Below are 26,604 nucleotides of genomic sequence, written 5' to 3'. Positions count from 1 at the left end.
GACCTTGTTCGCCGGCTTGCGGATCGGTTTCGTGGTGGCGCCGGCGGCGCTGCGCGAGCGGCTCGCCGCGTTGCTGGCGGCGACCGGCCGGCCGGTGGGCGCGATCGAGCAGCGTGCGCTGGCGGGCTTCATCGGCAGCGGCGGCTTCGCGCGGCACCTGCGCGCGAGCCGGCAGGCCTACCAGCAGCGCCGCGACGCCGTGCTGGCCCGGCTGTCGGCCGAGCCGGGCGCGGCCGGGCGCTACGTCGTGTCGGGCGAACAGGCCGGGTTCCATTTCGTGCTGTGGCTCGATCCGGCGCGTGACGAGCGGGCCTTCGTGCGCGCGGCGGCAGCGAACGGCATCGCGTTGCAGGCGCTCGGCGACTATTGCCGCGAGGCGCGGCTGCCGCCGGCCGTGCTGGTCGGCTACACGGCGCTGACGCTGGCGCAGGCGCGCTACGCGGGGCGCACGCTGGCGCGTGTGCTGGCCGGTGACGACGAGGCGGGGTGAGGGCGGGGCGTACCGCCGTCAGGGGAGGTCAGGGACGGGGGGCGGAGGCGGCCGGGGCGGGGGCCGGTGCTGCTGCGTCGTTCTGCGCCTGGCGCTTCTTCTTCAGGCAATTTTGCGTGACCATCATGGTCGCCTGATCGGGGTTCGGCAGCGTGGGCGCGCTGTAGATCGTCTCGATCGCGTCGTCCACCGCCTGCGCGTCGGGGCCGTTGCCGTAGTACTTGTGCGATTGCGCGAGCGCTTGCGCCTTGGTCTTGTGACGCTTGCGCCAACCGGAGATCTGCGCGGCCACGTCGCCGACCGCGAAACAATGGTCGTCGAACGCCTGGGCATGGGACGGGAGGGCCGGCAGCGCGACACAGCACGCGACGGCCAGGGACAAGACGGCTTGCTTCATCTGACATTCCTGTGGATCGGGAGCGCGCGGCGGCCCGGCTGGCGATGCTCTGGGCCGAAGTCGCCGCGCGCGAATCCGCACAGTCTATCGAAAAGCGCCTGCGCGGAAGGCCGGTTGGCTGCGTCGGCAGACGCCGTGTGGCCGGATTCGGTATAAATGCGGCGCAATGCCGCATGTCGGCGGGTTGGTCGATTGGTCCGAACCGCCAAGCCAGCACCGCATCCACAGCACCCGCTCACAACCCCGGCAACATCCCCCGGATATGCTCGGCGAACGCCGCCACCAGCGGCGAGGGCGCGGCCTTCGCCAGCTTCAGCGTGATCGCCACGGCCGGCAGCGCGGGCAGGCCCGGGTCGCCGCCGAGGATCGCCAGGTCGGGAGGCACGGCAGTCTGCGTGATCACGGCGAACGCCTGCCCCGAGCGCACCAGCGCCGTCAGCCCGGCCAGGCTGCTGCTCGCGTAGGCGATCCGGTACGCGCGGCCGGCGCGTTGCAGCGCGTCGCGGGCGGCGAGGTGGTCGAGCGTGTCGGGGTCGGACAGCGCCAGCGGCAGCGGATCGAAATCGGCCGGCGCGAGACCCGGATAGCCGATCCAGACCAACGGCTCGCGGCGGATGATCGCGTCGCCGTCCAGATCCGCGTGACCGGCGCCGGCATCGGCCCGAGCCGCGGCCGCATCCGGCACCGACACCAGCGCGAGATCGAGCACGCGCTTGCCGAGCCGCTCGCGCAGGCGCGGCGTGGGCGCGCAGAACACCTCGACCTGCGCGTGCGGATGCAGGACCGAGAACTGCCGCAGCAACGGCGGCAGGAACACGGTGGCGTAATCGTCGGGGCAGCCGAAGCGGATCGTGCCCGACAGCCCCTTGCCCGACAGGTCGGCCAGCGCCTCGTCGTGCAGCCGCAGGATTCGCTGCGCGTGCGCCAGCAGCCGTTCGCCGGGGTGGGTCAGCACCACGCCGCGCCCGGTGCGCTGGAACAGCGGTTGATCGACGGTGTCCTCGAGCCGGCGCAATTGCTGACTCAGCGCCGATTGCGTGCGGCCCACGCGTTCGGCCGCGCGACTCAGCGTGCGAACCTCGGCGATCGCGACGAAGCTGCGCAACAGATCGATATCGAGCGTCTGGCTCACGGGCGGAACTCCATGGTATTAGCCATTCTTCTATCTGGCATTAAAACTATTAGATTCTATAAAACCAGATCGGCCTCTAGACTGCAAGTCATCCGATTCATCGATGAACCCAGTCAGGAGCGCCACCGTGTCCCGCAACCAAGACGAGAAATTCTGGCAACAGGCGAAGCAGCATCTGATCCGCTACGGCGGCACGTTCGAACCGATGATCATCGAGCGCGCGCAGGGCAGCTTCGTGTACGACGCGGACGGCCGCGCGATCCTCGATTTCACGTCGGGCCAGATGAGCGCGGTGCTGGGCCACAGCCATCCCGAGATCGTCTCGGTGATCAACGAATACGCAGGCAAGCTCGACCACCTGTTCAGCGGGATGCTGTCGCGGCCGGTGGTGGACCTGGCGACGCGGCTCGCCGACATCACGCCGCCCGGCCTTGACCGCGCGCTGCTGTTGAGCACCGGCGCCGAATCGAACGAGGCGGCGATCCGCATGGCCAAGCTCGTGACCGGCAAGTACGAGGTGGTCGGTTTCGCGCAGTCGTGGCACGGCATGACCGGCCATGCCGCCTCGGCCACCTACAGCGCGGGGCGCAAGGGCGTGGGGCCGGCGGCGGTGGGCTCGTTCGCGATTCCGGCGCCGTTCACGTATCGCCCGCGCTTCGAGCGCAACGGCCAGTACGACTATCTGGCCGAACTCGATTACGCGTTCGACCTGATCGACCGCCAGTCGAGCGGCAACCTGGCGGCGTTCATCGCGGAGCCGATCCTCAGCTCGGGCGGCATCATCGATCTGCCGCCCGGCTATCTGGCGGCGCTCAAGCGCAAGTGCGAGGAGCGCGGCATGTTGCTGATCCTCGACGAGGCGCAAACCGGCGTCGGCCGCACCGGCACGATGTTCGCGTTCGAGCGCGACGGCGTGACGCCCGACATCCTGACGCTGTCGAAAACGCTCGGCGCGGGCCTGCCGCTGGCCGCCGTGGTTACCTCGGCCGAGATCGAGGAACGCGCGCACGAACGCGGCTATCTGTTCTACACGACGCACGTGTCCGATCCGCTGCCGGCCGCGGTGGGCCTGCGCGTGCTCGACGTGGTGGCGCGCGACGGGTTGGTCGAGCGCGCCAACCGGATGGGCGAGCGGCTGCGCAACGGCCTGCTGGGCCTGATGGAGCGCTTCGACTGCATCGGCGACGTGCGCGGGCGCGGGCTGCTGCTCGGCATGGAAGTGGTCAAGGATCGCCGCAGCAAGGAGCCGGCCGACGGGCTCGGCGCGAAGATCACGCGCGAATGCATGAACCTCGGCCTCAGCATGAACATCGTGCAGTTGCCGGGCATGGGCGGGGTGTTCCGGATCGCGCCGCCGCTGACGGTCAGCGAGGCGGAAATCGATCTCGGCATCGATCTGCTCGGCAAGGCGATCGAAAAGGCGATTTGAAGTCGAGGTGGGGGTTTGAGCCGTGCTGAGCGGGGCGGAAGCGAGCGGCTTACGAGTGACCGGTTCGCAAACCACTGGATCGCAAGCTGAACCGGCTTGAGCGGGGCGGAAACGAACGAGGCGCAAAACGGACGGCTCACAAGTGAACGGCTCGGAAAGCGACCCGCTCGCAAACGCCCGGCTTCAAAACGAAACGGGGGCGGCAACCCGCGAAGGTTGCCGCCCCGTGTGCGTTGCGCCCGAAGAGGGCGCGGGTGGTCAGCCGTGCGTGGTCGTCTTCACGTCGACGCTGGCCTTGATCGCGTTCGAGTACGGGCAGATCGTGTGGGTGACTTCGGTCAGCTTTGCCGCGTCGGCTTCGGGCAGGCCGGGCAGGAACACGTCGAGTTCAGCCGTGATGCCGAAGCCGCCTTCCGAGCGCGGGCCGATGCCGATCGTCGCGGTGACGGTCGTGCCATCGGGCACCTTGATCTTGGTTTGCTGGGACGCGACGCGCATCGCGCCGAGGTAGCAGGCCGAATAACCGAGCGCGAACAGCTTCTCGGGGTTGGCGCCATCGCCGCCGGGGCCGCCGAGTTCCTTCGGCACCGTGAGCTGCAGGGCCATCGTGCCGTCGGCGAGTTCGGTCTTGCCGTCACGGCCGCCACCGCTCGCGGTGGCGGTGGTTTTGTACTTTGCATCGACTGACATGGGCTGCTCCTGTCTCGGGTTGGCAAAACGAGTGGGAAAGCGGTGTTCATTCAAGCGCCGCCCATGGTAGGCGGCGCCCGCGGTTTCGTCCAGCGCCGTGGGCGGCGCGGCCTGCCGGTGTCCGGAGGCGCACACCAGCGCCGGCAAGACCGCCCGGTCTAGTCGACCACGCCGGACAGCAAGGCCCGGACCCGCCGCCTGCGCTTGCCTTCACGTCTCCTCGCCCACCGGCACATCGAGCCCCACCTTCACGCGATCCATGCTGACCAGCGTCTTGAAGCGCTTGACGTTGTTGTTCGCGAAGAACAACTGGCGCGTCAGTTCGTTGTACTGCTCCATGTGCCTGACCGAGAGGATCAGCACGAAATCCCATTCGCCGGCCACGTAATAGCACTGCTGGATCTGCGGGCAGCGCGCGAAGCTGCGCTTCATCGCGTCGAGCTGGTCGATCTGCTCGCTCTCCACTTCCACGTTGACCACGATCGTCAGCGGATGCCCGGTTTTCTCGGGCGAAACGATGGCCGTATAGCGTTCGATCACGCCGTCGTCGGCCAGGCGGCGCAGGCGGCGGTTGACCGCCGCCGTGGAGAGATTGACGCGCGTGCCGAGTTCGTTCTGCGGCGTTTGCGCGTCGCGCTGGATCTCGGCCAGCAGCTTGCGGTCGTAGGTGTCGAGGGGCGAGGTCATCGGGAGGGAGGGCGGGATCGCCCGGAATCGATAAAAAATTGCGTGGACGCGCACGATAAAGCGACGGAATTCGCCGCGCGCAGAAATATTATTGTGCTCAACCTGTGCAGGACTCACAAGCCATCAATCCGCCCGACGCATCGAGGACCCACCCCATGGAACGTTCACTGCAAGACACGCTGGCCGGCTGGCGCCAGCAATTCCATCGCTACCCGGAAACCGGCTTCGAGGAAGTGCGGACCTCGGATCGCGTGGCCGCGATCCTTGGCGCGCTCGGCATGGAGGTGCATCGCGGCATCGGCGGCACCGGGCTGGTGGCGAACCTGCGCGCGGGCAGCGGCACGCGCGCGATCGGCATCCGCGCCGAGATGGACGCGCTGAATATTGCCGAGCAGGCGCCGGGCCGCGCCTACGCGTCGTGCGTGCCGGGCAAGATGCATGCGTGCGGCCACGACGGCCACATGTCGATGGTGCTCGGCGCGGCGCAACTGCTGGCCGAGCGGCGCGATTTCGACGGTATCGTGCGCTTCGTGTTCCAGCCCGCCGAGGAGCACGGGCGCGGCGCCAAGGCGATGATGGCCGACGGCCTGTTCGAGCGCTTTCCGGTGGAGGCGATGTTCGGCGCGCACAACATGCCGGGCATGCCGGCCGGTTCGTTCGCGACGCGCGCGGGCGGCATCATGGCGAGCGAGGACAACTTCGTGATTCGCGTGCGCGGGCGTGGCACGCACGCGGCGCGCCCGCAGATGGGCGTCGATCCGATCGTGATCGCCTCGCAGATCGTGCTGGCGCTCCAGACGATCGTGTCGCGCAATCTCGATCCGGGCCTGCAGGCGGTGATCTCCTGCACCGAATTCATCACCGACGGGCTGCGCAACGTGATCCCGTCGACCGTGACGATCAAGGGCGATACGCGTAGTTATGCGAACGACGTGCAGGCGATGCTGGCGGCCCGCATGCGCGAGATCAGCGAGGGGATTTGCCGTGCGCACGGCGCGCAGTGCGAATTCGACTACACGCACGAGTTCGCGCCCACCGTCAATTCGGAGGCCTATGTGGCGCTCGCCGTCGAGGCGGCCACGCGCGTGGCCGGTGCGGCGGCCGTCGATCCGGACGTGCAGCCGATGATGATCTCCGAGGATTTCGGCGCGTTCCTGCAGGCGGTGCCCGGCAACTTCGTGTTCATCGGCAACGGCGAGGCCGCCGGCGAGGGCGGCACGCCGCTGCACAACGCGTCCTACGATTTCAACGACGCGATCCTGCCGGTGGGCGCGCGCTACTTCGCGGAAATCGCGCGGCTGGCCTTGCCGCGCGCTTGAATCGCAACGTCGTGCCGAACGGTCAGCGCGGCGCGGCCTCGGTCGCCCCCAGCGCCTCGACCGTCTGCGCCGTGGTCCACAGCGCATGCGCGAGGAAGCGGTAGTTGATCATTGCGGCCAGATAGCCGTCGCCTTCGGGCACGCGCGGGCCGGCCGTCGCATCGCGCACCACCACCACCTCGAAACCCTGCTCGATCAATTCGCGCAGATGCGATTCGATGCACAGGTTCGCGGCCATGCCCGCGAGCAGCACCTGCGAGACGCCGCGCTTGCGCAATTGCAGCACCAGATCGTTGGTTTCGGGGCCGTACACCTTGTGCGGCGAGGTGATGATGGTTTCGCCGTCGAGGATGTACGGCTTGTAGGCGTCGAGGAAATCGGCGCCCGAATTCTCGAAACCTTCCAGCGAAGTCGGCCCCTTGCGCGCGAACATGCCGATCGCGTGCATGGCCTTTTCGAGCGGGCCGCCGAAATGCCAGCCGTGGTCGCACGGGTAGTAATAGTGCGGCGAGACGGCCACCACGATGCCGGCCTGCTTCGCCGTCCTGAACAAGGTTTCGAGGTGGCCCACCGTGCCGTTCTCGACGATGCTCTCGCCCACCAGCGGCCAGGTCACGCCCGACGGGCTCAGGAAATCGTTCTGCGGATCGACCACCACGAGCGCGGCCTTGCTGCGGTCGAACTGGAAGCCGGTGGCGGGCAGGCCCGGCTCGGCGGGATCGTCGTAGGCGGGGTTGCGTGGCAGTTGCGTTGCGTGATTCATGCGAAGCTCCAGGGCAGGGAAAGGTTCTAGACGACAGGGGACAGCGAGCAATGGCGACCGGTCGTGTGTCATGAAAATAAATGACCAGTCACCTTATTATTGAGCCAAAAAAAAGCTCACCCCAGCAAGCGGGCGAGCACGACCTTCTCGAATCGTTCGCAGGCCTTGCCGTTGCGCTCGACCTTGCTGCGCATGACGGCGCCTTCGTAGCTTTCGACCAGGATCGCGGCCAGCTCGTCCGGATCGCTGCCGGCATCGATCTCGCCTTGCGCCTGCGCTTCGCGCAAACAATCGGCCAGCAGCGCCTGCCAGCGTTCGAGCAGGCGCAGCGCGGTGCGGCGCGCGTCGTCGTTGGAGGCCGACAGTTCGAGCGAGAGGTTGCCGATCAGGCAGCCGAGCGTGAAGCCCGAGGCGCGGTGATCGTCGGTCAGTTGCCGGAAGAAGCGGCGCACGCGGGCCAGCGGCTTGCCGCGGCCTTCGCGCAGCACGGCGGCGTGGCGCGTTTCGATCGACTGCCAGTAGGCATCGAGGATCTCGCCCGCGAACGCTTCCTTGCTGTCGAAGTAGTTGTAGAACGAGCCTTTCGGCACGCTGGCCGCCTCGGCGATGTCCTGCACCGCGCAGCCGTTGAAGCCCAGCTCGTGCACGACGCGCTGGCCCGTGGAGATCAGGCGGAGACGAACTTCGGGATTGGGCGGGCGCGGCATGATGGACGGCGATGACCGGTGGCGGTGGAATGCGTAGCAAGATAACCGGTCATCTATTCGCTGTCAATCGCACGCCATCACGCCTGGCGATAAAGCGCCAGCAGCACTTCGACCGGATGGCGCAGGCGCTGCCCGGTCAGCCGCTCGGTCTGGCAGCGGCACGAATAGCCGGTGGCGAGCAATTCGCCCTCGGCTTCGGCGGCCACGTGCCGGGCCCACGATTGCGAGAAGATCGTGGCCGAGGTGGCGCGGTTGCGCGCCTCGTGGCCGTAGGTGCCCGACATCCCGCAACAGCCGCTGGCCGGCATCCGCAGCGCGAGGCCGGCCGCCTCGAACACCGGCTGCCACAGCGCGGCGGCGGCGCTCGCGTTGGTGCGCTCGGTGCAATGCGGCAGCAGCCGGAACGCCTGCGCTGGCGCCGCGCGCGGTGGTTGCGCGCGCAACGCGTGAATCAGCCACTCCTGCGGCAGCAGCACCTCGGGCACCGTGCCGATCCCGTCGATCTTTTGGTATTCCTGACGATAGACGAGCGTCATGGCCGGATCGAGGCCGACCAGCGCGATGCCGCTGCCGGCCAACGCGGCCAGATGCGCCGCGTTGCGCCGGGCGGTGCGCGCGAAGCGCGGCAGGAACCCCTGCACATGCAGCGGCTTGCCGTTCGGCAGGAACGGCGCGACGAACACGCGATAGTCGAGCGTGTGCACAAGCGCGAGCCAGGCCGCCGCCACCGGCGTTTCGAAATAGCGCGTGAACGCGTCCTGCACGACGATCACGCTGCGCGCGCGTTCGGCCTCGGACAGCGCGGCCAGCCGTTGCGGGGTGGCCGTTTCGGCCCGCGCCGCGCGCAGCGCTTCGGGCCACGCGGCGTCGTGCAGCGCGGGCGCATCGACGATGCCCGCGGCGCGCTCGATCAGCGCCGCCACGGGCGCGGTGCGCAACACGGCGTTGTAGAGGCGCGGCAGGCCCGGCACGGCGGCCACGCGCGGCAGCGTGAATTCGAGCGAGCCGATCAGGTGATCGCGCAGCGGCCGCAGGTAGCGCGTGTGATAGCGCGCCAGGAAGCGCGAGCGGAACTCGGGCACGCCGACCTTCACCGGGCACTGCCCCGCGCACGACTTGCAGGCGAGGCAGCCGGCCATCGCGTCATACACCTCATGCGAGAAATCGGCTTCGCCGCCGCGCCGGCGCAGGCTGTTGAGCGCGCGTACCGGCAGCGCGGCGGCGCGCGGCTCGGCGGCGAGATCCACGCCGGCCTCGGTCTGCCGGCGCAGCCATTCGCGCATCAGCGAGGCGCGGCCCTTGGGCGACTGCACGCGCTCGCGCGTCGCCTTCCACGACGGACACATCGCGTCGTCGGGATCGAAGTTGTAGCAGGCGCCGTTGCCGTTGCAATGCACGGCGTCCGAGTTGGCCTGCCAGACGCGTTCGTCGATGCGCCGGTCGAGTTCGCCGCGCAGCGTGGTGGTGTCGATGCGCAGCAGTGTGGCCTCGCTGCCGGCCGGCGTGGCGATCTTGCCGGGGTTCAGTTGGTTGTGCGGATCGAACGCGGCCTTCAGTTGCTGCAAGGCCGGGTAGAGCGGGCCGAAATACTCGGGCACGTATTCGGAGCGCACGCCCTTGCCGTGCTCGCCCCACAGCAGCCCGCCGTAGCGGCGCGTCAGCGCAGCCACCGCGTCCGAGATCGGCCGCACCAGCGCGGCCTGCGCCGGGTCGCGCAGGTCGAGCGCGGGGCGCACGTGCAGCACGCCGGCATCCACGTGGCCGAACATGCCGTAGCGCAGGCCATGGCCGTCGAGCAGCGCGCGGAATTCGGCGATGTAGTCGGCCAGATGCTCGGGCGGCACGGCCGTATCCTCGACGAACGGTTGCGGGCGCGCCTCGCCGCGCGCGTTGCCGAGCAGGCCCACCGCGCGCTTGCGCATCGCGTACACGCGCCGCACGGCCGCCTCGCCGTCGGCGATCGTATGGCCGAGCCGCGTCACCTGCCGGTCGGCCTGGAGATGCGCGACGAACGCGGCTACCCGGGCGCGCACCTCGGCGGCGTCGTCGCCGCTGAATTCGACCAGGTTGATGCTGTTCGCTTCGTCCTGCGAAGCGTCGGCGGCCGGGAAGAATTCGGCCACGCTCTGCCAGACGATGTCCTCGCGCGCCAGTGCCAGCACCGTCGAATCGACGGTTTCGATCGACAGCGGGCGATGTTCGAGCAGCGCGCGCGCATCGCGCAGCGCATCCATGAACGCCGGGTAGCGAATGTTGACGAGCATCGCGTGCTTCGGCTCCGGCAGCACGTTCAGCGTGGCCTCCACCACGAAGCCGAGCGTGCCTTCCGAGCCGCACAGCACGCTGTTCAGGTCGAAGCGGCCTTGCGCGTCGCGCAGATGGGCGAGGTCATAGCCGGTCAGGCAGCGGTTCAGCGCGGGGAATTGCGTGCGAATGCGTTCGGCCTCGCGCGTATGGATGCCGTGCGCGGTGCGATGAACCCGGCCGATCGCATCGTCGCGGCGGCACAGCGCGTCGAGCTCGGCGTCGTCCACGGGTGCGCTCGACAGCCGTTCGCCGCCGATCAGCACGGTGTCGAGCGCGAGCACGTGGTCGCGTGTCTTGCCGTAGGTGCAACTGCCCTGGCCGCTCGCGTCGGTGCTGATCATGCCGCCGAGGGTGGCGCGGTTCGACGTGGACAGCTCCGGCGCGAAGAACAGGCCGTGCCGCTTCAGTTCGGCGTTGAGCTGATCCTTGACCACGCCGGCCTCGACCCGCGCGGTGCGCGCGACCGGATCGATCGCGAGAATCCGGTTCATGTGGCGCGACAGGTCCACCACGATGCCTTCGGTCAGCGATTGCCCGTTGGTGCCGGTGCCGCCGCCGCGCGGCGCGACGGCCACCTCGCGAAAGCGCGGCTCGCCGAGCAGCCGCGCGATGCGCGCCACGTCTTCGGCGTGGCGCGGGAACAGCGCGGCCGCGGGGCGGCGCTGGTAGATCGAGTTGTCGGTGGCGAGCACGGTGCGCGTGGCGTCGCTGCGGTCGATCTCGCCCTCGAAGCCGGCCGCATGCAATGCATGCAGGAAGGGATCGATGGCGGACGCGGAGGCGGTAGCGGTGGGGAGCCGGGCGATGGTCATGAGGGCGTCGCCGGAACGGCGCGATTTCGGTATCGTGGAGCCTCATTGTCGCGGTCGCGGCGCGCCTCGGCAAACGTATGTTCGTCGGGCAGATCATGAGGTTTATGAATGAATTACCGGAAACTCACGCCGTCGATGTCGCTGCTGCTGGCGTTCGAGGCCTCGGCGCGGCACCAGAGCTTCACGCGCGCGGCCGAGGAGCTGGCGCTGACGCAAAGCGCCGTCAGCCGGCAGGTGCAGGCGCTGGAGGCGATGCTCGACGTGACGCTGTTCGTGCGCGAGGGCAAGCGGATCGCACCGACCGACGCCGGGCGCGCCTACATGGCCGAGCTGGGCGACGCGCTCGCGCGCATCCGCGATGCGACGCTGCGCGTGCTGGCTTCCACCGCGCCGGCCACGCAACTGCGCGTGGCCACGCTGCCGACCTTCGGCGCGAAATGGCTGATGCCGCGCCTGCCGCGCTTCTATCAGGCGCATCCGTCCTGGCAGATCGACCTGCATTCGCGGATCGGCCCGGTGGATTTCACGGCGATGGACCTCGACGCGGCGATCGCCGTGGGCGACGGCCGCTGGCCCGAACTGATCGCGCATCGGCTGCACGACGAGGAACTGGTGCTGGTCGGCAGCCCGGCCGCGTTGCCGGCGGCGTGGCAAGCGCGCGGCGGCCGAGCGAAACGCCGCGCCGCGTCGAGCGCCGACCGGCCGGCCGCGCGGTCGGCGGCCCCGTTGGCTGCGCCGTTGGCCGGGAAGTTGGCTACCCAGTTGGCCACGCAGTTGGCCAAACTCGCGCTGCTGCGCGTGCGCAGCTTTCCCGATGCGGGGCGGGTCTGGTGCGAGGCGCAGGGCGTGCCGCACGACGCGCTGCGCCCCGGCCCCAGCTTCGAGCTGACCTCGCATCTGATCCAGGCCGTGATCGCCGGGGTCGGCGTGGCGCTCGTGCCGCGCATGCTGGTGGAGGAGGAGTTGCGCGACGGGCGGCTCGTCAGCCCGTTCGCGCCGGTGCCCAGTTCGCGCGCCTACTTTCTTGTCTATCCGCCGCGCGTGGCGCAGCATACGGTGCTCGTGGCGTTTCGCGACTGGCTGCTGGCCGATCTGGCCGCCCATTGAGCGACATCCCGATCCGGCTGAAGGAGCCTCGATGACCGAACCGACCGAATCCGATGCACCGCTTTCTCCGGCAGCCCTGGGCGAACCGGCGACGATGGAAACGCAGCCGCCGCGCCGCCGCCACCTGCTGCTGTCGAGCCTGCTGCTGTTGCTGGCGTTGATCGCCGTGGCGCTGGCCGGCGGCTTCGGCGTGATGACGGGGCAGTGCCGCGATCTCGGTCTCGCGGCCGGCTGGACCGTCATGTTCGCCGTGATCGGCGTGGGCGGCGCGCTCGAAAACGCACCGGTCGCGCTGCTCGGCCTCGCGGCGTGGGTCGGCCTGGTGGCCGTGCTGCGCCGCCGGGTGGCGTGGCGCGTGACCGGCACGCAGGTCTGGATCGCCGCGCTGCTGATCTACCTCGTGGCCGCGACGCTCGCCTGGTTCGCGATGCCGGCCGATTCGTGCCGAATCCACTTTTGAGCGGTAGCGCACACAACGCGCGATACAGCGGTACGCACCGCCGCACGCTTACGACTTTTGACAGTTTCGTCATGGCATTGCGGTTACCATGGCGCGGGAACGCGCGGCCGGTCCGGTCGCGCGTGTTCTGTTTTCACGAACCAACCGGAGCACGACCATGAGCATCTTTGGCGATATCGTGAACAAGCTGTTCGGCAAGGCCAAGCCGGATCAGGCGCCGCCCGCCGCGGCACCGCAACCCGATCCCGCAGCGGCCCAGGCCGCCGCACCCGACGCCGCCCCGGCGCCGGCCCCGCTGTCCGACGTGGACGTGGCGGCCGTGCTCGACCAGCTCGTCAGCGAAAGCGGGCAGACGCTGAACTGGCGCGTGTCGATCGTCGACACCCTGAAGGCGCTCGGCGTGGACAGCAGCCTCGACCACCGCAAGCAGCTCGCGGCGGAACTGAAATACGACGGCGACACCAACGATTCGGCCAGCATGAACATCTGGCTGCACAAGAAGCTGATGCAGGCGCTCGCGGCCAACGGCGGCAAGCTGCCGGACGATCTGGCGAACTGAGCGGCGCGCTGCCGATTTTCACCGGCAGCACCACACGAATGAGTAAGGGCCGACGCGGCAGCGCGTCGGCCCTTTTTTCATGACAAGCGCGCCCGCGAGCGGGCCGGCGTCACTGCTTCACGAGTTCGCCGTCGCGCAGGCGCCAGAGGCCGAGCGGGTTGGCGTCCTGCAGTGCTTCGGGCAGCAGTTCGGCCGGCAGGTCCTGATAGCAGACCGGGCGCAGGAAGCGATCGATCGCCAGCGTGCCGACCGAGGTGGTGCGCGAATCGGACGTGGCCGGGAACGGGCCGCCGTGCACCATCGCATGGCATACCTCGACGCCGGTCGGATAGCCGTTCGCGAGAATCCGCCCGACCTTGCGCTCCAGCACCGGCAGCAGGCGCCTGGCGGCCGGGTAGTCGGCCGGATCGAGCAGCAGCGTGGCCGTCAACTGGCCTTCGATGCCGTCGAGGATGCCGAGCAGTTCGGCCTCGTCGCGGCAGGCCACCACGATCGAGGTCGGCCCGAAGATTTCGTCGGCCAGGCCGTGATTCGCGGCGAACGCGGCGGCGGTGGTGCGATACAGCACCGGCAGCGCCGTGCAGACATTGGCGTCGGCGATGCCGCTCGCCACTTGCGCCACATCCGGCTGCTGCGCGCGCTCGTCGATCTGGCGGCGATAGGTGGCGGCGATGCCGGCCGACAGCATCGGCTGGGCCTGCTTGGCCGCGATGGCGGCCGAGGCGTCGGCCACGAACGCGTCGAGTTCGGGGCCGGCGATCGCGAGGATCAGGCCCGGATTGGTGCAGAACTGGCCCGCGCCGAGCGCCAGCGAATCGACGAAGCCCTGCGCGATCTGCGCGCCGCGTTGCTTGAGCGCGGCCGGCATCAGGAGCACCGGGTTGATGCTGCTCATTTCCGCGTGCACGGGGATCGGTTCGGCGCGCTTGGCCGCGATCGCGGTCAGCGCGAGGCCGCCGCGGCGCGAGCCGGTGAAGCCCACCGACTTGATCGCCGGATGCGCGACCAGCGCCTCGCCCACCGTGTTGCCCTTGCCGATCACGAGCGAGAACACGCCTTCGGGCAGGCCCACCTCGGCCACCGCCTGCTGGATCGCGCGGCCCACCAGTTCCGAGCCGCCGAGGTGCGCCTCGTGCGCCTTGGCCACCACCGGGCAGCCGGCCGCCAGCGCCGACGCCGTGTCGCCGCCCGCCACCGAGAACGCGAGCGGGAAGTTGCTGGCACCGAACACCGCCACCGGGCCGACCGGGATCTTGCGCGCGCGCAGGTCCGAGCGCGGCAGCGGCTTGCGCTCGGGCAGCGCGGAATCGAGCGTGGCGTCGAGCCAGCGGCCGGCGCGCACCACCGTCGCGAACAGACGCAACTGGCCGCAGGTGCGGGCGCGCTCGCCTTCGAGACGCGCCATCGGCAGCGCCGTTTCCAGATGCAGGCGTTCGATCAGCGTCGGGCCGAGCGCCTCGATGCGTTCGGCGATCTTTTCCAGCAGCGCGGCGCGCGTGTCGAGCGGGGCGTTGCGGAACGTGTCGAACGCGGCGTCGGCCAGGCGGCAGGCGCGATCGACGTCGTCCGCGCCGCCGGCGCCGAATTCGGGCTCGATCTCCTGGCCGGTGGCCGGCACGAAGGCGCGCAGCGTGCCCTGCGTGCCGCGCACCGAGGCGGCGCCGATCAACATGTTTCCGGTGATGTCTTGCGTCATTGCGTCAATCTCCTGCGAGTCGGTGATTCGGGGCGCGCGGCGCGGCGAACGGGCGCCGTGCGCGGGATCGGAGCCGCGCCGGGCCGGCGGACGCCGGCGCGTGCCGGGCGATCGCGAGCCGGCCAGGGAAGGCGGCGGGGCGGGTGATCGGCGGCAAGCGGCATCTTACTCGCGGTGGGAAAAGCGCGCCGAAGGTGGCGCGGCGGGTGAGGCGGCGGTGAGGCGGCGGTGAGGCGGCGGGTGAGGCGGCGGGGGAGGCAGCGAGTGAGGCAGCAAGTGAGGCAGGGAGTGAGATGGCAGATGAGACGGCAGGTGAGACGGCGGTGATGCGGCAGTGAAGCGGCGGTAGAGCGGCGGTGAGGCGGCGATAGAGCGGTCGCGGTGCGGTCGTCGCCCAGCCGTGACGCGAGGCGGCACTGGTTTTCAGAAAGCTTGCGCCGCTGCGCGCGATTGCCGCTCGCGCGGCGCGTCGTTACGATAACGGCCTGCCCGCGTGCCGCCCGGCGCGTTTTCCGCAAGCCAGCGCACTTTCCCCAATCCCGACCGAGATCCCCATGACCGATTCCTCCCTGCCCCCGATTCGCGCCATTGTCACCGGCCACACGCGCGGCCTCGGCGCCGCGCTCGCCACGCAACTGCTGGAACGCGGCGCGGCCGTGCTCGGCGTGTCGCGCGGCGAGCATCCGCACCTGGCGGCGCAATTCGGCGAGCGCTTCGCGCAAGTGGCGCTCGACCTGTCCGATCCCGCGAAGCTCGCCGCTTGGCTCGCGAACGGCGCGCTCGAACGCTTCGCGCAAGGCGCGCGCTGCGTGCTGCTGATCAACAACGCGGGCGCCGTCGAGCCGATCGGCCCGCTCGCGACGCAAACGCCCGAGGCGATCGCGCTGGCCGTCGGCCTGAACGTGACCGCGCCGCTGATGCTCGCGAGCGCCGTGGCGAAGCTCGGCGGCGGCGCGCTGGAGCGGCGCATCGTGCATGTGTCGAGCGGCGCGGCGCGCAATGCCTATGCCGGCTGGAGCGTGTATTGCGCGACCAAGGCCGCGCTCGACCATCACGCGCGCGCCGTGGCGCTCGACGCGAACGGGCCGCTGCGTATCGCGAGCGTCGCGCCGGGCGTGGTGGATACCGACATGCAGGCGACCATTCGCGGCACCGACGCCGCGCGCTTCCCGCAACTCGAACGCTTCGAACAACTGAAGGCCAGCGGTGCATTGACGACGCCCGACGATGCGGCGCGCAAGTTGCTCGATTACGCGTTGGGAGAGGGATTCGGAGCGGAGGCGGTGACGGACGTGCGGGAGCTGTGAGGGCGGTGGGCGCGACGCAATGAACCGACGGCGTTGAACTCGCCGCGTCGAGCGAACCGCGCCGAGCGCAGAACGCGGCCCGGTGGCCGAACGCCCCGGCCGCCGCGTTCCGCGCCGCCTCACACCACGCCCGCCTCCACGCCGCGCCCCTCGCGCCGCGCCGCCATCGACACCGCCGCATCGCGCTTGGGCGGCGTGCCGAACATCCGCGAATATTCCCGGCTGAACTGCGAGGCGCTTTCATAGCCCACCTTGAACGCCGCCTCCTCGACCTTGACCGCATCGCTGGCGATCATGCGCCGCGCTTCGAGCAGCCGTAGCTGCTTCTGATATTGGAGCGGCGTCATCGACGTCAGCGCCTTGAACTGCCGATGAAACGCCGACGGGCTCATGCGCGCCAGTTGCGCCAGTTCGTCGATGCTGATCGCGCTGTCGAAGCGGTCGCGCAGCGCATGCACCGCGCGCACCACGCGCCCGGCCTGCCCGTTGGCGAGCAGCATGCCGACGATCTCGCCGCCGTTCGGCCCGGCCAGCAGCCAGTAGCACAGCTCGCGCATGATGCCGGGATACAGCACGGGAATTGCATGCGGCGTGTCGAGCATGCGCACCGCGCGCGCGGCGCATTCGGCCAGCTCGGGCCGCAGCGATTCGACGAACACCCCCGGCCCCGCGTGATCGCGCGCGGGCGGCGGCGCCTCGAAGCTGTCGAGCACGCCGCGCATCACCGTCATGTCCAGCCCGATCACGAGCGCGATCGCGGGCTTTGCTTCGGTTCCCTGAACGATCTGGCCGACGGCCGGCATCTCCACGCTGACCACCAGCGCCTCGCCGGCGCGATACAGGTAATCGCGCGTGCCGAACGTGGTGCGCTTCGCGCCCTGCAACGCGATGCACAGCGCCGGCCGGAACAGCAGGTGGCTTTGCGGGCGATCCTCGGTGGCGCGCGTGATCAGCATGCTGTCGATCGCGGTGCGATATACGTGGGCGGCGGGTTGGCGGTCGATATGGTGACGGACCACCTCGAGCAGGGCTTGGGTTTTCATCGTGCGTCCTTGGCGGGCAGGGGAGCCGGTCGGGCGGCGCGGGCAGCGCGTCACGCCAGCATAACGGCAAGCCGGCCGACGCTGCGCGATCGAGCAGGATCAGGCAAGAATTTGTCGATTTCCGACATTCACCGCGGCCCGGGGCCGGCCGTACGATGGATCTCGTGTTCCCTTCACTCGATTCGAGGTCCTCATGTCCCAGCAAACATCCCCCGTCGCCGCGCAAGCCGGCAAGATCGCCATCGTCACGGGCGGCAGCCGTGGCCTCGGCCGCGACACGGTCGTCAACCTGGCGCGGCGCGGCGTCGATTCGATCTTCACCTGGCATTCGAACTCGGCCGAAGCCGACAAGGTCGTGGCCGAAGTGGCCGCGCTCGGCCGCCGCGCGATCGCGCTGCAACTCGACACCGGCAACACCGGCGCGTTCGCGGCATTCGCCGGCAAGGTGAGCGAGGCGCTCGCGCAACTCGGCCAGCCGCGCTTCGATTATCTGGTCAACAACGCGGGCACCTCGCATCACGCGCCGTTCGCGAGCGTGACCGAGGCCGATCTCGACGCGCTCTACAACGTCCACTTCAAGGGCGTGTTCTTCCTGACCCAAACGCTGCTGCCGCTGCTCAACGACGGCGGGCGCATCGTCAACATCTCGTCGGGCCTGACGCGCTTCTCGTTCCCGGGCAGCAGCGCGTATGCGTCGATGAAGGGCGCGGTGGAAGTGCTGACGCGCTACCTGGCGCGCGAACTCGGCGAGCGCGGCATCGTCGTGAACACGGTGGCGCCCGGTGCGATCGCCACCGATTTCAGCGGCGGCATGGTGCGCGATAACCCCGAACTGAACCGCCGCATCTCGGAGATGACGCCGCTCGGCCGCGTCGGTCAGGCCGGCGACATCGGCCCGCTGATCGCGTCGCTGCTGGCCGACGACAACCGCTGGGTCAACGCGCAGCGCATCGAGGCGTCGGGCGGCATGCTGCTCTGATCGAATCGAATCGGTTTGGTTAGCAGTACCGAACCCGTATCGCCCGCCGCGACCGGTGCAGCATGACCGGCCACGGCGGGCGATGCCGTTTCGACGCGCGGCGAACGCACGGCGGAAACCGTGCGATTCCGGAATTTTCAGGCATCCGAACTTGGCAGACTGGTTTCACCTTGCAGACAGGCACTGCAACGGCCCATAAACCAGGAGAGATTCAGATGGCCAAGGTACTTTGCGTTCTCTATCCCGATCCCGTCACCGGCTACCCGCCGGCCTACGCACGCGACGACATTCCGAAGATCGAGCGCTACCCGAACGGGCAGACGGTGCCGTCGCCGAAGGGCGAGCTGGGCTTTCGTCCGGGCGAGTTGCTGGGCTGCGTGTCGGGCGAACTGGGCTTGCGCGCCTGGCTCGAAAGTCAGGGCCACGAACTGATCGTGACGAGCGACAAGGATGGCGCCGATTCGAACTTCGACCGCCATCTGTCCGACGCCGACATCGTGATCTCGCAACCGTTCTGGCCCGCGTACCTGACGCCCGAGCGCATCGCCCGCGCCAAGAAGCTCAAGCTCGCGGTGACGGCCGGCATCGGCTCGGATCACGTCGATCTGAAGGCCGCGGCCGAGCACGGCGTGACGGTGGCCGAAGTGACGTTCTCGAACAGCATCAGCGTGGCCGAGCATGTGGTGATGATGACGCTGTCGCTGGTGCGCAATTACCTGCCGTCGCACCAGTACGCGGTCAATGGCGGCTGGAACATCGCCGATTGCGTGAGCCGCAGCTACGACCTCGAAGGCATGCAGTTCGGCACGATCGGCGCGGGCCGCATCGGGCTGGCGGTACTGCGCCGCCTGAAGCCGTTCGACGTGAAGCTGCATTACTACGACCCGCATCGCCTGTCGAACGAGATCGAGCGCGAACTGGGCCTGACGTATCACGAGACGCCGCAATCGCTGGTCGAGGTGTGCGACGTGATCAACCTGCAAAGCCCGCTCTATCCGTCCACCGAGCACATGTTCGACGACCGGATGTTCGAGCGCGTCAAGCGCGGCGCTTACCTGATCAACACCGCGCGCGGCAAGCTGTGCGACCGCGACGCCGTGGTGCGCGCGGTCGAATCGGGCAAGCTGGCCGGTTATGCGGGCGACGTGTGGTATCCGCAGCCCGCGCCGGTCGATCATCCGTGGCGGCGCATGCCGTACGAAGGGATGACGCCGCATATCTCGGGCAGTTCGCTGTCGGCGCAGCATCGCTACGCGGCGGGCACGCTGGAGATCCTGCAATGCTTCTTCGGCAAGCAGGCGATCCGCCCGGAATACCTGATCGTCGACGGCGGTGCGCTGGCCGGCACCGGCGCGGGGTCGTACAAGCTCGACTGAGTCTGATCCGTGCTCGATCCGGACATGTGACGCCACCGGCCGCGCTGCGCGTGCGGCCGGTCAGAAAAAATGGCGAATGCCGAGGGTGGTCGCCACCTGTTCCTTCGCGCTGGACTGCGCGAGGCCGGTGATGCCCGCGCCGATGTTGGTGCCGTCCATGCCGCTCACGTGCTGATACACGGCCTGCAGATACACGTTGGTGCGCTTCGAGAAGCTGTAGACGGCCAGCAGGTTCGCCTGCTGCCATTTCGGGCTGCGGCCGTCGAGCTGGCCGTCGGTGAACGTGTAGGCGGCCACCAGCGTGACGGCGCCCGTCAGCGCATAGCGCGCGTTCAGTTCGAGATTGGTGAAATGCGCCGCGCCGTTGGTCAGCGCGATGCCGCTGGTGGTGCCCGACGCGTAGGCGCCGATGCCGCTGGCGTTGCGCAGGCGCGTTTGCGTGAACAGCGCGCCGATCGCGCCGCGTCCGAACCCGTAGTGCGCGCCCGCGCCCCAGGTGCGCTGGCGGCCGGCGGTGAAGGTGGCGTCGCTGGCTACCGCGCCCGAGGCGTTGTCGATCGCGTTCGAGCCGGCGTTGTCGAGTTCGAGGTAGGCCGCCGCGAACGTGAAGTCGCCATAGGTGTACTGCGTGCCGAAGCTGGCCGCACGATTGTCGGCGAACTGGCCCGCCTCGTTCGAGAAGCCGTACAGCGCGCCGAAACGCCAGCCGCCGAGGCTGGCCGTCTCGAACTTCACGGAGTTGGCAATCCGAAACGAACTGTCGAGATTGTCGTTGTCGTACGGGTGCGTGAAATGGATGCCGCCGTACGAGGTGCCGGTCAGCGCGAGCGGCCCGAGGTAATCCACCACCACGTCGTATTGCCGGCCCGCCGTGAGCGCGCCGACCCCCTTGCGCGACAGCCCGACGAACGATTGCCGGCCGAACAGCCGACCGTTCTGGCCGAGCGCGCCGCTATCGATGCTGAAGCCGTTTTCGAGCTTGAAGATCGCCTGCCAGCCGCCGCCCAGATCCTCCTGCCCCTGGATGCCCCAGCGCGTGCCGTTGATGTTGCTGGCGGTGGACTGGAAGGCCGCGTTGCCGTGCTGGTTGTTGGTGTAGGTGATGCCGGTATCGATGATGCCGTACAGCGCGACGCTCGATTGCGCATGCGCCGTGGGACTCAGCAGCGCGAGGCCGGCGAGCGCGAGGGTGGCGGGAAGGAAGCGGTTCAGCATGGCGGCGTGGGCGTGCAGGGCACGAAAAGTCAACGGGATCGCCATGCTAGGCGGGACGATTCGCGTACCTAAGCGATGCTTGGCGATATGCAAATCAGCGAGCGCACGAACGGCGCTGAGGCAGGCGATTCGATGCGATGCTGGAGGGTGCGGGAACGGTTCGGATTCCGGAGGATTCGTCTTGGAATCGACGGGGATCCTGTAAAACAAGGGGTATTTTAAATTTCAGGCGCGCCGTGAAGTCGACGCATCCCCATGCGAAACGTACTGCGACGCCATTGTTCAATGCGACGGAATTCAAGCTTTCCGAATTTTCGAGGTCGTTTCGCCACAGGCGGCGACGTGCCGCCGTCGCCGTGTGCTAGTCGCCCCCGATGCGCGTCAGCCGGTCATGCCATCTGCGTGCGCCAGCGGCCTGGCGTGGTGCCGGTCAACTCGCGAAACACCGTCGTGAAATGCGCCTGCCCGGGGAAGCCGCTGGCGAGCGCGGCCTCGACGATCGGCAGCCCGTCGCGCAACAGCCGCTTGGCCTGCTCGATGCGGCGCTGAGTCAGAAATGCATGCGGCGACAGCCCGGTCGCCAGCCGGAACTGCGCCGCGAAGTGCATGCGGCTCAGGCCGGCGTGGCGCGCGATGTCGTGCAGCGTGATCGGCTCGGCCAGGTTCGCCTCGACGTAATCGAACACGCGCCGCAGGCGCGGCGCCGACAAGCCCGCGCACGCGCTGCCCGGTTCACGCGCATAGCGCGTCAGCACATGGCGCAGGATGCCGGCCAGCAATTGGTCATGCTTTCCGGCCGTTGCGCGGTCGTAGCCGGCCAGTTGGCGCGCGAGCGGCGCCAGCACCGGATCGACGCGAAAGCCCGGATCTTCCAGGCGCGGCGGCGCGGCCGAGCCGCTGGCCGCGCTGTATTCGGCATCGATCAGTGCGGCCGGCACGAACACGTGCAAGGCCTCGTTCTCGCCGCGAAACCGGCATTGCACCGATTCGCCGGGCGCGGTCAGTTGCACGCCGCCGGGGCCGCCCGTGCCGCGTTCGAGCAGGCGGCCGTTCTTGTAGCAATCGACGGTGGCCGCGCCGAGCAGCAGGCTGATCGTGTAATGGCGCGCGAGCACCGGTGCGACCAGCTCGCGCCAGCGAATCCGGCGGTCGAGCCAGTGGCCGATCACGATGCCGGCCGGCGGCCGGGGCGCGATCGCGGGCAGGACGGTGGCAGGCGGGAGGGGCATCTCGCGCCAGCGTTGTTCGTCGGTGGGTAGTCCGGGCGGTGCGTGCTGGGTGTGCGATGGGGCAAGCGCGTCGCGGGGGGCGGTCGGCATCGTCGTCTCCTGGGTCGCGCGCGGCCGTGAACCGGGCCGGCGGCTCGGCAGCGCATCGACATGCAGGATAGAAGCGGATCGCGGGCGAGGGCGGCGTCAGCTTGTGAGCGCAAAAAGCAGCACAGTTGTGCGGCGCTTGGCGTGCCGTGGGGGAACTGTCATCGAGCCCGGGCGAGGTTCCGGCGCGGGCCGGGTGGCAAGTGGTCGGGGGCTGAGGGCTGGGGCTCGGATGGCGAGGCGTCAAGGACGCGACGCTCAATGTTCAGCGCTTGGTGCTCGCCGCCCGCCGCCCGATGCCTGATGCCTGATGCCTGATGCCCGATGCCCAACGCCCAACGCTCAACTTGTCAGGCGTGCGGAGAGCCGAGCGCGGCGGCAGGCATTCGGCGTTCAGGCGTGCGAGTGCTCACGCATGCGGCACACAAACATCCGCCGCGTTGACATTGCCGTCCGCAACATCGCCATCGCGCCCGCCCGCGCGCTTGCGGCCCTTCGCCGTGGTTTTCGCCGCAGCCGGCGCGCCATCCTTCCCCGCCCCCGCTTTCGGCGCGCGTCGCTCCTGGCTCGGCGCGTGGCCGAACTGCGCGCGATAGGCCTTGCTGAAATGGCAGGCCGACCGGAAGCCCGACAAGGACGTGACCTGCGAGATCGACACGTCGCTGTTACGCAGGATCTCGCGCGCGTGCTTGAGCCGCACCGACAGGTAGTAATGGGTGGGCGAGGTGGTCAGGTAATGCTTGAACATGCGCTGCATCTGCCGCTCGGAAAGCGCGATCAGCCGCGCGAGATCGGCCAGCGGCAGCGGCTCCTCGATGTTCGCTTCCATGAGCCGCACCGCCTCCACCAGCTCGGCGCGCGAGAAGCCCACCCGCGCGTCGACCGGAATCGGCTGCGGATCGCTCGCGCCGCGAATCCTCTGCAGCACGAACTGCTCGGACACGCGCGTGGCCAGATCCTGGCTGCGCTCGGCCGCGATGATGCCGATCATCAGGTCGAGCGGCGCGGTGCCGCCGGTGCAGGTCACGCGGTCGCGGTCGATCACGAACAGCTCGTCGACGATCTGCACGGCCGGGAATTCGGCATGCAGCGCCGACAGGTTTTCCCAGTGCACGGTGCCGCGATAGCCGTCGAGCAGGCCGCTCGCCATCAACGCATAGGCGCCCGTGCAGATGCCGCCGAGCGGCACGCCGCGCCGCGCCAGCTCGCGCAGCGCGTGGATCACGGTGGCGTCCACGGCGTCGCGCACCTGGGTGCCGCCGCAAACGATCATCAGGTCGGGCAGCGGCTCGGTGAAATCGAGCTGCCGCGTGGGCCGCGCGATCATGCCGTTGCTGGCCGGCACGGCGTTGCCGTCGGTGGAGTAGACGGTCCAGCTGTAGTGCTCGCTGCGATCGGCGTAGTTCGCCATGCGCAGCGCTTCGATTGCACTGGAGAACGCGATCATCGAAAACGACGGCAGCGTCAGGAAACCGAAGTGGCGAAGCGTGGGTGCGGGCATGAAATCAACATCGGCGCGGGCCGATGCCAGAGGTTGGGTCGTGCGTGACGACGCCTGCCCGAAGGCCGGTTCGACCCGGCCCTGTCATGGCGCGCAAGGGCAGTCGGCGGCCGGCGCGGCAGGTTTGCGCCGTGGCGGCTTCGGGCTGGCGTTGCCGCGGCATTCGTTCGCGGCGTCACCCCCGAATCATTGCGATAAACGCGCGCCCGCGATCAAGGAAATTCGACGGGCGCTTGCCATTTCCCGACACATTCCCTCGCCCGTTGCCTGGCGCCTTCGCGGCCGGGGCGTCGCGCGCCGCCGGCGCGCGGAAGCGGGGCGAGAACGCTGTCGTTTCCTGTCGGCTTCGGGGCGCATCGGGGCAGGATCGCGCGGGCCGCGTCCCGCACACTCGGGCGGACACGATGCGGTATCCGATAACAGGCGATGGCGGCCGGCCGGCCCGTGTCGCGCCGAGGCGAAGGGAGGCGAGGTGTGGCCTTGCTCGCGGCTTCGGGGCGACACGGTGCGGCCGCCGCACGAGAGACAAGGCCGCGTGCCGCGCGGCGCACATCGCCATTTCTCCCAGGAGCGAGCCCTTGAGCCACTCGACCCACTCGACCCGCAAGCCGTCAGGCAAGCACCCAAGCCCGCCTTCGGGCCCACCCCGGCGGCCCGCCGCCGGCAACCGCACCGCCGCACGAAGCCGGCCGCCGCGCGAGGCGGGCTTCGCCGATGACGACGTGACCGTGGTCGACCGCGCGCTGCTCAAGCGTGCGGTGGGCGCGATGGCGCTCGGCAACGCGATGGAGTGGTTCGATTTCGGCGTCTACAGCTATATCGCGGTGACGCTGGGCAAGGTGTTCTTCCCGTCGACGAGCGGCTCGGCGCAATTGATCGCCACCTTCGGCACGTTCGCGGCCGCGTTCCTGGTGCGGCCGATCGGCGGCATGGTGTTCGGCCCGCTCGGCGACCGCATCGGCCGCCAGCGCGTGCTGGCCGCCACCATGATCATGATGGCCTGCGGCACGTTCGCGATCGGCCTGATCCCGTCGTATGCGTCGATCGGCATCTACGCGCCGGTGCTGCTGCTGCTCGCGCGGCTCGTGCAGGGCTTCTCGACGGGTGGCGAATACGGCGGGGCGGCCACCTTCATCGCCGAGTTTTCGGCCGACCGCCATCGCGGCTTCATGGGCAGCTTCCTGGAGTTCGGCACGTTGGCCGGCTATCTGCTCGGTGCGGGCACGGTTACGGCGCTGACCTCGCTGTTGAGCCCCGCGCAGATGCTCGACTGGGGCTGGCGCGTGCCGTTCTTCGTGGCCGGGCCGCTCGGCCTGATCGGCCTGTACATCCGCACCCGGCTGGAGGAAACGCCGGCGTTCCGCAAGGAGGCCGAGCATCGCGAGCGGCTCGAACGTGCGCGCCCGCGCGAATCGCTGGTCACGCTGCTGGCCGGGCAGTGGCGCGCGCTTCTGGTGTGCGTGGGGCTGGTGCTGATCTTCAACGTGACCGACTACATGGCGCTCGCGTATCTGCCGAACTACCTGTCGGCCACGCTGCACTACGACGAGACGCGCGGGCTGGTGGTGGTGCTCGCGGTGATGGTGCTGATGATGCCGATGACGCTGGCAGCGGGCTGGCTGTCCGATCGCGTCGGACGGCGGCCGGTGATGCTGGCCGGCTGCATCGGCCTGGCGGTGCTGGCGATCCCCGCGCTGCTGCTGGTGCGCAGCGGGCATGGCGCGCTGATCTTCGCCGGCATGATGCTGCTCGGCGTGATGCTGTCGTGCTTCTGCGGGGTGATGCCGTCGGCGCTGCCGGCGCTGTTCCCGACGCGGGTGCGCTACAGCGCGCTGGCGATCGGCTTCAACGTGTCGGTGTCGCTGTTCGGCGGTACCACGCCGCTGGTCACGGCCTGGCTGGTCGGCCGCACCGGCGACCTGATGATGCCGGCCTACTACCTGATCGGCGCGGCGGTGATCGGTGCGATCTCGGTGCTCGCCGCGCGCGAGAGCGCCGGCCAGCCGTTGCCCGGCTCCGCGCCATGCGTGGCGACGCAGGCCGAGGCGGTGCGGCTCCGGCGCGAGGCGGGGGCGATGGACGGTGGGCGGCCGGTGCGCGGGTTGGCGGGCAAGTGAATCCGGTGACTGATGTTCGCGAATCAGTCCGGTGCATGAGGCCGGACGATAAGCCGGCAGATCATGCCGTCGGATGCATTTGGCGGATTGAGGCCGGGAGATGAGGCGGGCGGGTGAGGTCGGCAAATCAGGCCGGCAAATCAGGCCGGCCGATGAGAAGGACGGATGAGGCCCGCCGATCAAACCCCGGTTCAACCCGGCTTTACCACCATCAGGAAATACACCGCCAGCATCGCGATGAAGGCCGGGTAGCCGAGGCGCTCCCAGGTCTTCGCGTGGCGCCAGTAGGCGTCGGGCAGGATCGCCGCGCCGCCCGCGTGCGCGGTGGTGGCGAGCTTCGCCATCTCGATCTGGATCCCGACCACCGGCAGCCAGCACACGGCGGCCACCGCATACAGCACGAGCGTGGCGACGATCCACGGCGTCTGCCACGGCCAGCCGGCCTGATGCGCGAGCCATAAGCCCGAGGCCGGCTGGAACAGCACGGCCGGCGTGGTGAACCACCAGTCGGCGCGCACCACCAGCCGCGAGACGGCCGCGATCGCCGGCACCGAGCGCGTGCGGTTCGCGAAGAACAGATAGAACGCCGAACCGAAGCCGGTGCCGACCATCAGCACCGAGGACAGGATATGCAGCGTCTTGACGATCAGATAGGCGTTCATGAGAAGTCCGATTCGTGGATCAGCAGAAACAGGATGGCGAGGATCGGCACGTTCTTGATCAGGGGGCCGAACGGTTCGGCGAACTGAGCCGGCAGCGCCAGCGCGATGGCGGCGGTATAGCCGGCCACCAGCGCGAATTGGGCGAGCCAGAGGCGGCGGCCGGGCCGCGCCAGCGTCAGCAGGCCGAGCCCGGCGTCGAGCGCGCAGGCGCCGTACAGCGCGGCGGTGGCGGCGAGACCATGCAGGTGCATCGCGCCGAGCCGCGCGAGGCTGGCCTCGCGCGGAAACACGAACGCGCTGACCCAGGCGGTCCAGAGCCACACGAACGCGAGCGCGCCGCGCAGCAGCGGCAGCCGGATCGCCGCAAGCGCGCCGGCGCGCAAGCGCTGCACATCGGCCCCGGCCCCGGCCACGCCTTGCGGCAGGCCGAGCGGGCGGCGGCCGAGCAGGCGCGCGGTGCCGCCGGCACTGGCGGTGTTGCCGTTCGCGAGCATCGTCCAGGTGTCGCGGTCGAGCATCGCGCCGGGCAGGCA

At 69.3% G+C, this 26,604-nt stretch carries 24 protein-coding genes; 10 read left to right on the top strand and 14 right to left on the bottom strand.

The features are described from left to right. Nucleotides 1-490 (top strand): aminotransferase class I/II-fold pyridoxal phosphate-dependent enzyme (locus ACYP33_RS12065; protein ID WP_459621869.1); only part of this gene is annotated, 490 nt, incomplete at its 5' end. A gap of 28 nt (nt 491-518) precedes the next feature. On the opposite strand, the gene ACYP33_RS12060 is transcribed toward ACYP33_RS12065, so the two are convergent. Together ACYP33_RS12060 and ACYP33_RS12055 are read right to left on the bottom strand one after the other, a co-directional pair. Next, entirely contained in the window at nt 519-887 is a 369-nt protein-coding gene (locus ACYP33_RS12060; RefSeq protein ID WP_414449117.1) for a hypothetical protein, read from the bottom strand. 235 nt (nt 888-1,122) lie between these two features. Next, nucleotides 1,123-2,019 (bottom strand): LysR substrate-binding domain-containing protein, encoded by an 897-nt coding sequence (locus ACYP33_RS12055; RefSeq protein ID WP_459621867.1) that lies wholly within the window; start codon nt 2,017-2,019, stop codon nt 1,123-1,125. Nucleotides 2,020-2,146: 127 nt separating this feature from the next. On the opposite strand from ACYP33_RS12055, the gene ACYP33_RS12050 reads away from it, so the two are divergent. Next, on the top strand, nt 2,147-3,448 hold the full coding sequence (locus ACYP33_RS12050; RefSeq protein WP_459621865.1) for an aspartate aminotransferase family protein: 1,302 nt from the start codon (nt 2,147-2,149) through the stop codon (nt 3,446-3,448). A gap of 258 nt (nt 3,449-3,706) precedes the next feature. On the opposite strand, the gene ACYP33_RS12045 is transcribed toward ACYP33_RS12050, so the two are convergent. Together ACYP33_RS12045 and ACYP33_RS12040 are read right to left on the bottom strand one after the other, a co-directional pair. Then, nucleotides 3,707-4,138 carry an organic hydroperoxide resistance protein gene (locus tag ACYP33_RS12045; protein WP_414440090.1) on the bottom strand — a complete coding sequence of 144 codons (432 nt, stop codon included), beginning with the start codon at nt 4,136-4,138 and terminating at the stop codon, nt 3,707-3,709. Between the two features lie 210 nt (nt 4,139-4,348). Next, on the bottom strand, nt 4,349-4,825 hold the full coding sequence (locus tag ACYP33_RS12040) for an Lrp/AsnC family transcriptional regulator (RefSeq protein WP_459621862.1): 477 nt from the start codon (nt 4,823-4,825) through the stop codon (nt 4,349-4,351). 155 nt (nt 4,826-4,980) lie between these two features. Here ACYP33_RS12040 and ACYP33_RS12035 point away from each other — a divergent pair, with 155 nt between their 5' ends. Continuing rightward, on the top strand, nt 4,981-6,144 hold the full coding sequence (locus tag ACYP33_RS12035) for a M20 aminoacylase family protein (protein ID WP_459621860.1): 1,164 nt from the start codon (nt 4,981-4,983) through the stop codon (nt 6,142-6,144). Nucleotides 6,145-6,166: 22 nt separating this feature from the next. Here ACYP33_RS12035 and ACYP33_RS12030 read toward each other — a convergent pair whose 3' ends face one another. The 3 genes from ACYP33_RS12030 to ydiJ all read right to left on the bottom strand — a co-directional run bounded on the left by ACYP33_RS12030 (nt 6,167) and on the right by ydiJ (nt 10,733). Beyond that, complete coding sequence (locus ACYP33_RS12030) at nt 6,167-6,907, bottom strand: cysteine hydrolase family protein (RefSeq protein WP_459621858.1); 741 nt, start codon at nt 6,905-6,907, stop codon at nt 6,167-6,169. A 116-nt stretch (nt 6,908-7,023) separates the two neighbouring features. After that, nucleotides 7,024-7,614 (bottom strand): TetR/AcrR family transcriptional regulator, encoded by a 591-nt coding sequence (locus ACYP33_RS12025; protein ID WP_414449123.1) that lies wholly within the window; start codon nt 7,612-7,614, stop codon nt 7,024-7,026. A gap of 77 nt (nt 7,615-7,691) precedes the next feature. Further along, on the bottom strand, nt 7,692-10,733 hold the full coding sequence (gene ydiJ, locus ACYP33_RS12020; RefSeq protein WP_459621856.1) for a D-2-hydroxyglutarate dehydrogenase YdiJ: 3,042 nt from the start codon (nt 10,731-10,733) through the stop codon (nt 7,692-7,694). A gap of 108 nt (nt 10,734-10,841) precedes the next feature. On the opposite strand from ydiJ, the gene ACYP33_RS12015 reads away from it, so the two are divergent. From ACYP33_RS12015 to ACYP33_RS12005, 3 genes are all read left to right on the top strand, one after another. Next, on the top strand, nt 10,842-11,840 hold the full coding sequence (locus ACYP33_RS12015; RefSeq protein ID WP_459621854.1) for a LysR substrate-binding domain-containing protein: 999 nt from the start codon (nt 10,842-10,844) through the stop codon (nt 11,838-11,840). Nucleotides 11,841-11,871: 31 nt separating this feature from the next. After that, a complete protein-coding gene (locus ACYP33_RS12010) occupies nt 11,872-12,300 on the top strand; it encodes a hypothetical protein (RefSeq protein WP_459621852.1) in 429 nt (142 codons plus the stop codon). A gap of 157 nt (nt 12,301-12,457) precedes the next feature. Beyond that, on the top strand, nt 12,458-12,859 hold the full coding sequence (locus ACYP33_RS12005; RefSeq protein WP_459621850.1) for a DUF3597 domain-containing protein: 402 nt from the start codon (nt 12,458-12,460) through the stop codon (nt 12,857-12,859). 109 nt (nt 12,860-12,968) lie between these two features. Here the strand turns inward: ACYP33_RS12005 and ACYP33_RS12000 are convergent, their stop codons facing one another. Further along, nucleotides 12,969-14,555 (bottom strand): aldehyde dehydrogenase (NADP(+)), encoded by a 1,587-nt coding sequence (locus tag ACYP33_RS12000; protein WP_459621848.1) that lies wholly within the window; start codon nt 14,553-14,555, stop codon nt 12,969-12,971. Between the two features lie 554 nt (nt 14,556-15,109). Between ACYP33_RS12000 and ACYP33_RS11995 the strand changes: the two genes are divergently transcribed. Next, nucleotides 15,110-15,862 (top strand): SDR family oxidoreductase, encoded by a 753-nt coding sequence (locus ACYP33_RS11995; protein ID WP_459621846.1) that lies wholly within the window; start codon nt 15,110-15,112, stop codon nt 15,860-15,862. Nucleotides 15,863-15,981: 119 nt separating this feature from the next. Here the strand turns inward: ACYP33_RS11995 and ACYP33_RS11990 are convergent, their stop codons facing one another. Then, complete coding sequence (locus tag ACYP33_RS11990; RefSeq protein WP_459621844.1) at nt 15,982-16,905, bottom strand: AraC family transcriptional regulator; 924 nt, start codon at nt 16,903-16,905, stop codon at nt 15,982-15,984. A gap of 193 nt (nt 16,906-17,098) precedes the next feature. Between ACYP33_RS11990 and ACYP33_RS11985 the strand changes: the two genes are divergently transcribed. Beyond that, a complete protein-coding gene (locus ACYP33_RS11985) occupies nt 17,099-17,884 on the top strand; it encodes an SDR family NAD(P)-dependent oxidoreductase (protein WP_414440078.1) in 786 nt (261 codons plus the stop codon). Nucleotides 17,885-18,099: 215 nt separating this feature from the next. After that, nucleotides 18,100-19,260 (top strand): NAD-dependent formate dehydrogenase, encoded by a 1,161-nt coding sequence (locus ACYP33_RS11980; RefSeq protein ID WP_459621842.1) that lies wholly within the window; start codon nt 18,100-18,102, stop codon nt 19,258-19,260. 60 nt (nt 19,261-19,320) lie between these two features. On the opposite strand, the gene ACYP33_RS11975 is transcribed toward ACYP33_RS11980, so the two are convergent. The 3 genes from ACYP33_RS11975 to ACYP33_RS11965 form a co-directional block, all read right to left on the bottom strand. Further along, nucleotides 19,321-20,475, bottom strand: coding sequence for a porin (locus ACYP33_RS11975; protein WP_459621933.1), 1,155 nt, complete (start codon nt 20,473-20,475; stop codon nt 19,321-19,323). A gap of 389 nt (nt 20,476-20,864) precedes the next feature. Further along, the gene (locus tag ACYP33_RS11970) at nt 20,865-21,794 is read right to left on the bottom strand and encodes a helix-turn-helix transcriptional regulator (RefSeq protein WP_459621840.1); all 930 of its coding nucleotides are present in this window, start codon (nt 21,792-21,794) and stop codon (nt 20,865-20,867) included. Between the two features lie 406 nt (nt 21,795-22,200). Next, nucleotides 22,201-23,292 carry a GlxA family transcriptional regulator gene (locus ACYP33_RS11965; RefSeq protein WP_459621838.1) on the bottom strand — a complete coding sequence of 364 codons (1,092 nt, stop codon included), beginning with the start codon at nt 23,290-23,292 and terminating at the stop codon, nt 22,201-22,203. A gap of 578 nt (nt 23,293-23,870) precedes the next feature. Between ACYP33_RS11965 and proP the strand changes: the two genes are divergently transcribed. Continuing rightward, entirely contained in the window at nt 23,871-25,409 is a 1,539-nt protein-coding gene (gene proP, locus ACYP33_RS11960; protein ID WP_459621836.1) for a glycine betaine/L-proline transporter ProP, read from the top strand. Nucleotides 25,410-25,600: 191 nt separating this feature from the next. Here proP and ACYP33_RS11955 read toward each other — a convergent pair whose 3' ends face one another. Both ACYP33_RS11955 and ACYP33_RS11950 read right to left on the bottom strand, forming a co-directional pair. Beyond that, nucleotides 25,601-26,071, bottom strand: coding sequence for a DUF2269 family protein (locus tag ACYP33_RS11955; RefSeq protein ID WP_414446686.1), 471 nt, complete (start codon nt 26,069-26,071; stop codon nt 25,601-25,603). Next, on the bottom strand, nt 26,068-26,604 hold a 537-nt coding region (locus ACYP33_RS11950; protein ID WP_459621834.1), incomplete at its 5' end, for a DoxX-like family protein. The genes ACYP33_RS11955 and ACYP33_RS11950, both read right to left, overlap by 4 nt.

Source organism: Burkholderia sp. 3C (genome assembly GCF_054589155.1).
The sequence above is the reverse complement of the archived record's forward strand: the minus strand, read 5'-3'. Positions and strand labels throughout refer to the sequence as shown.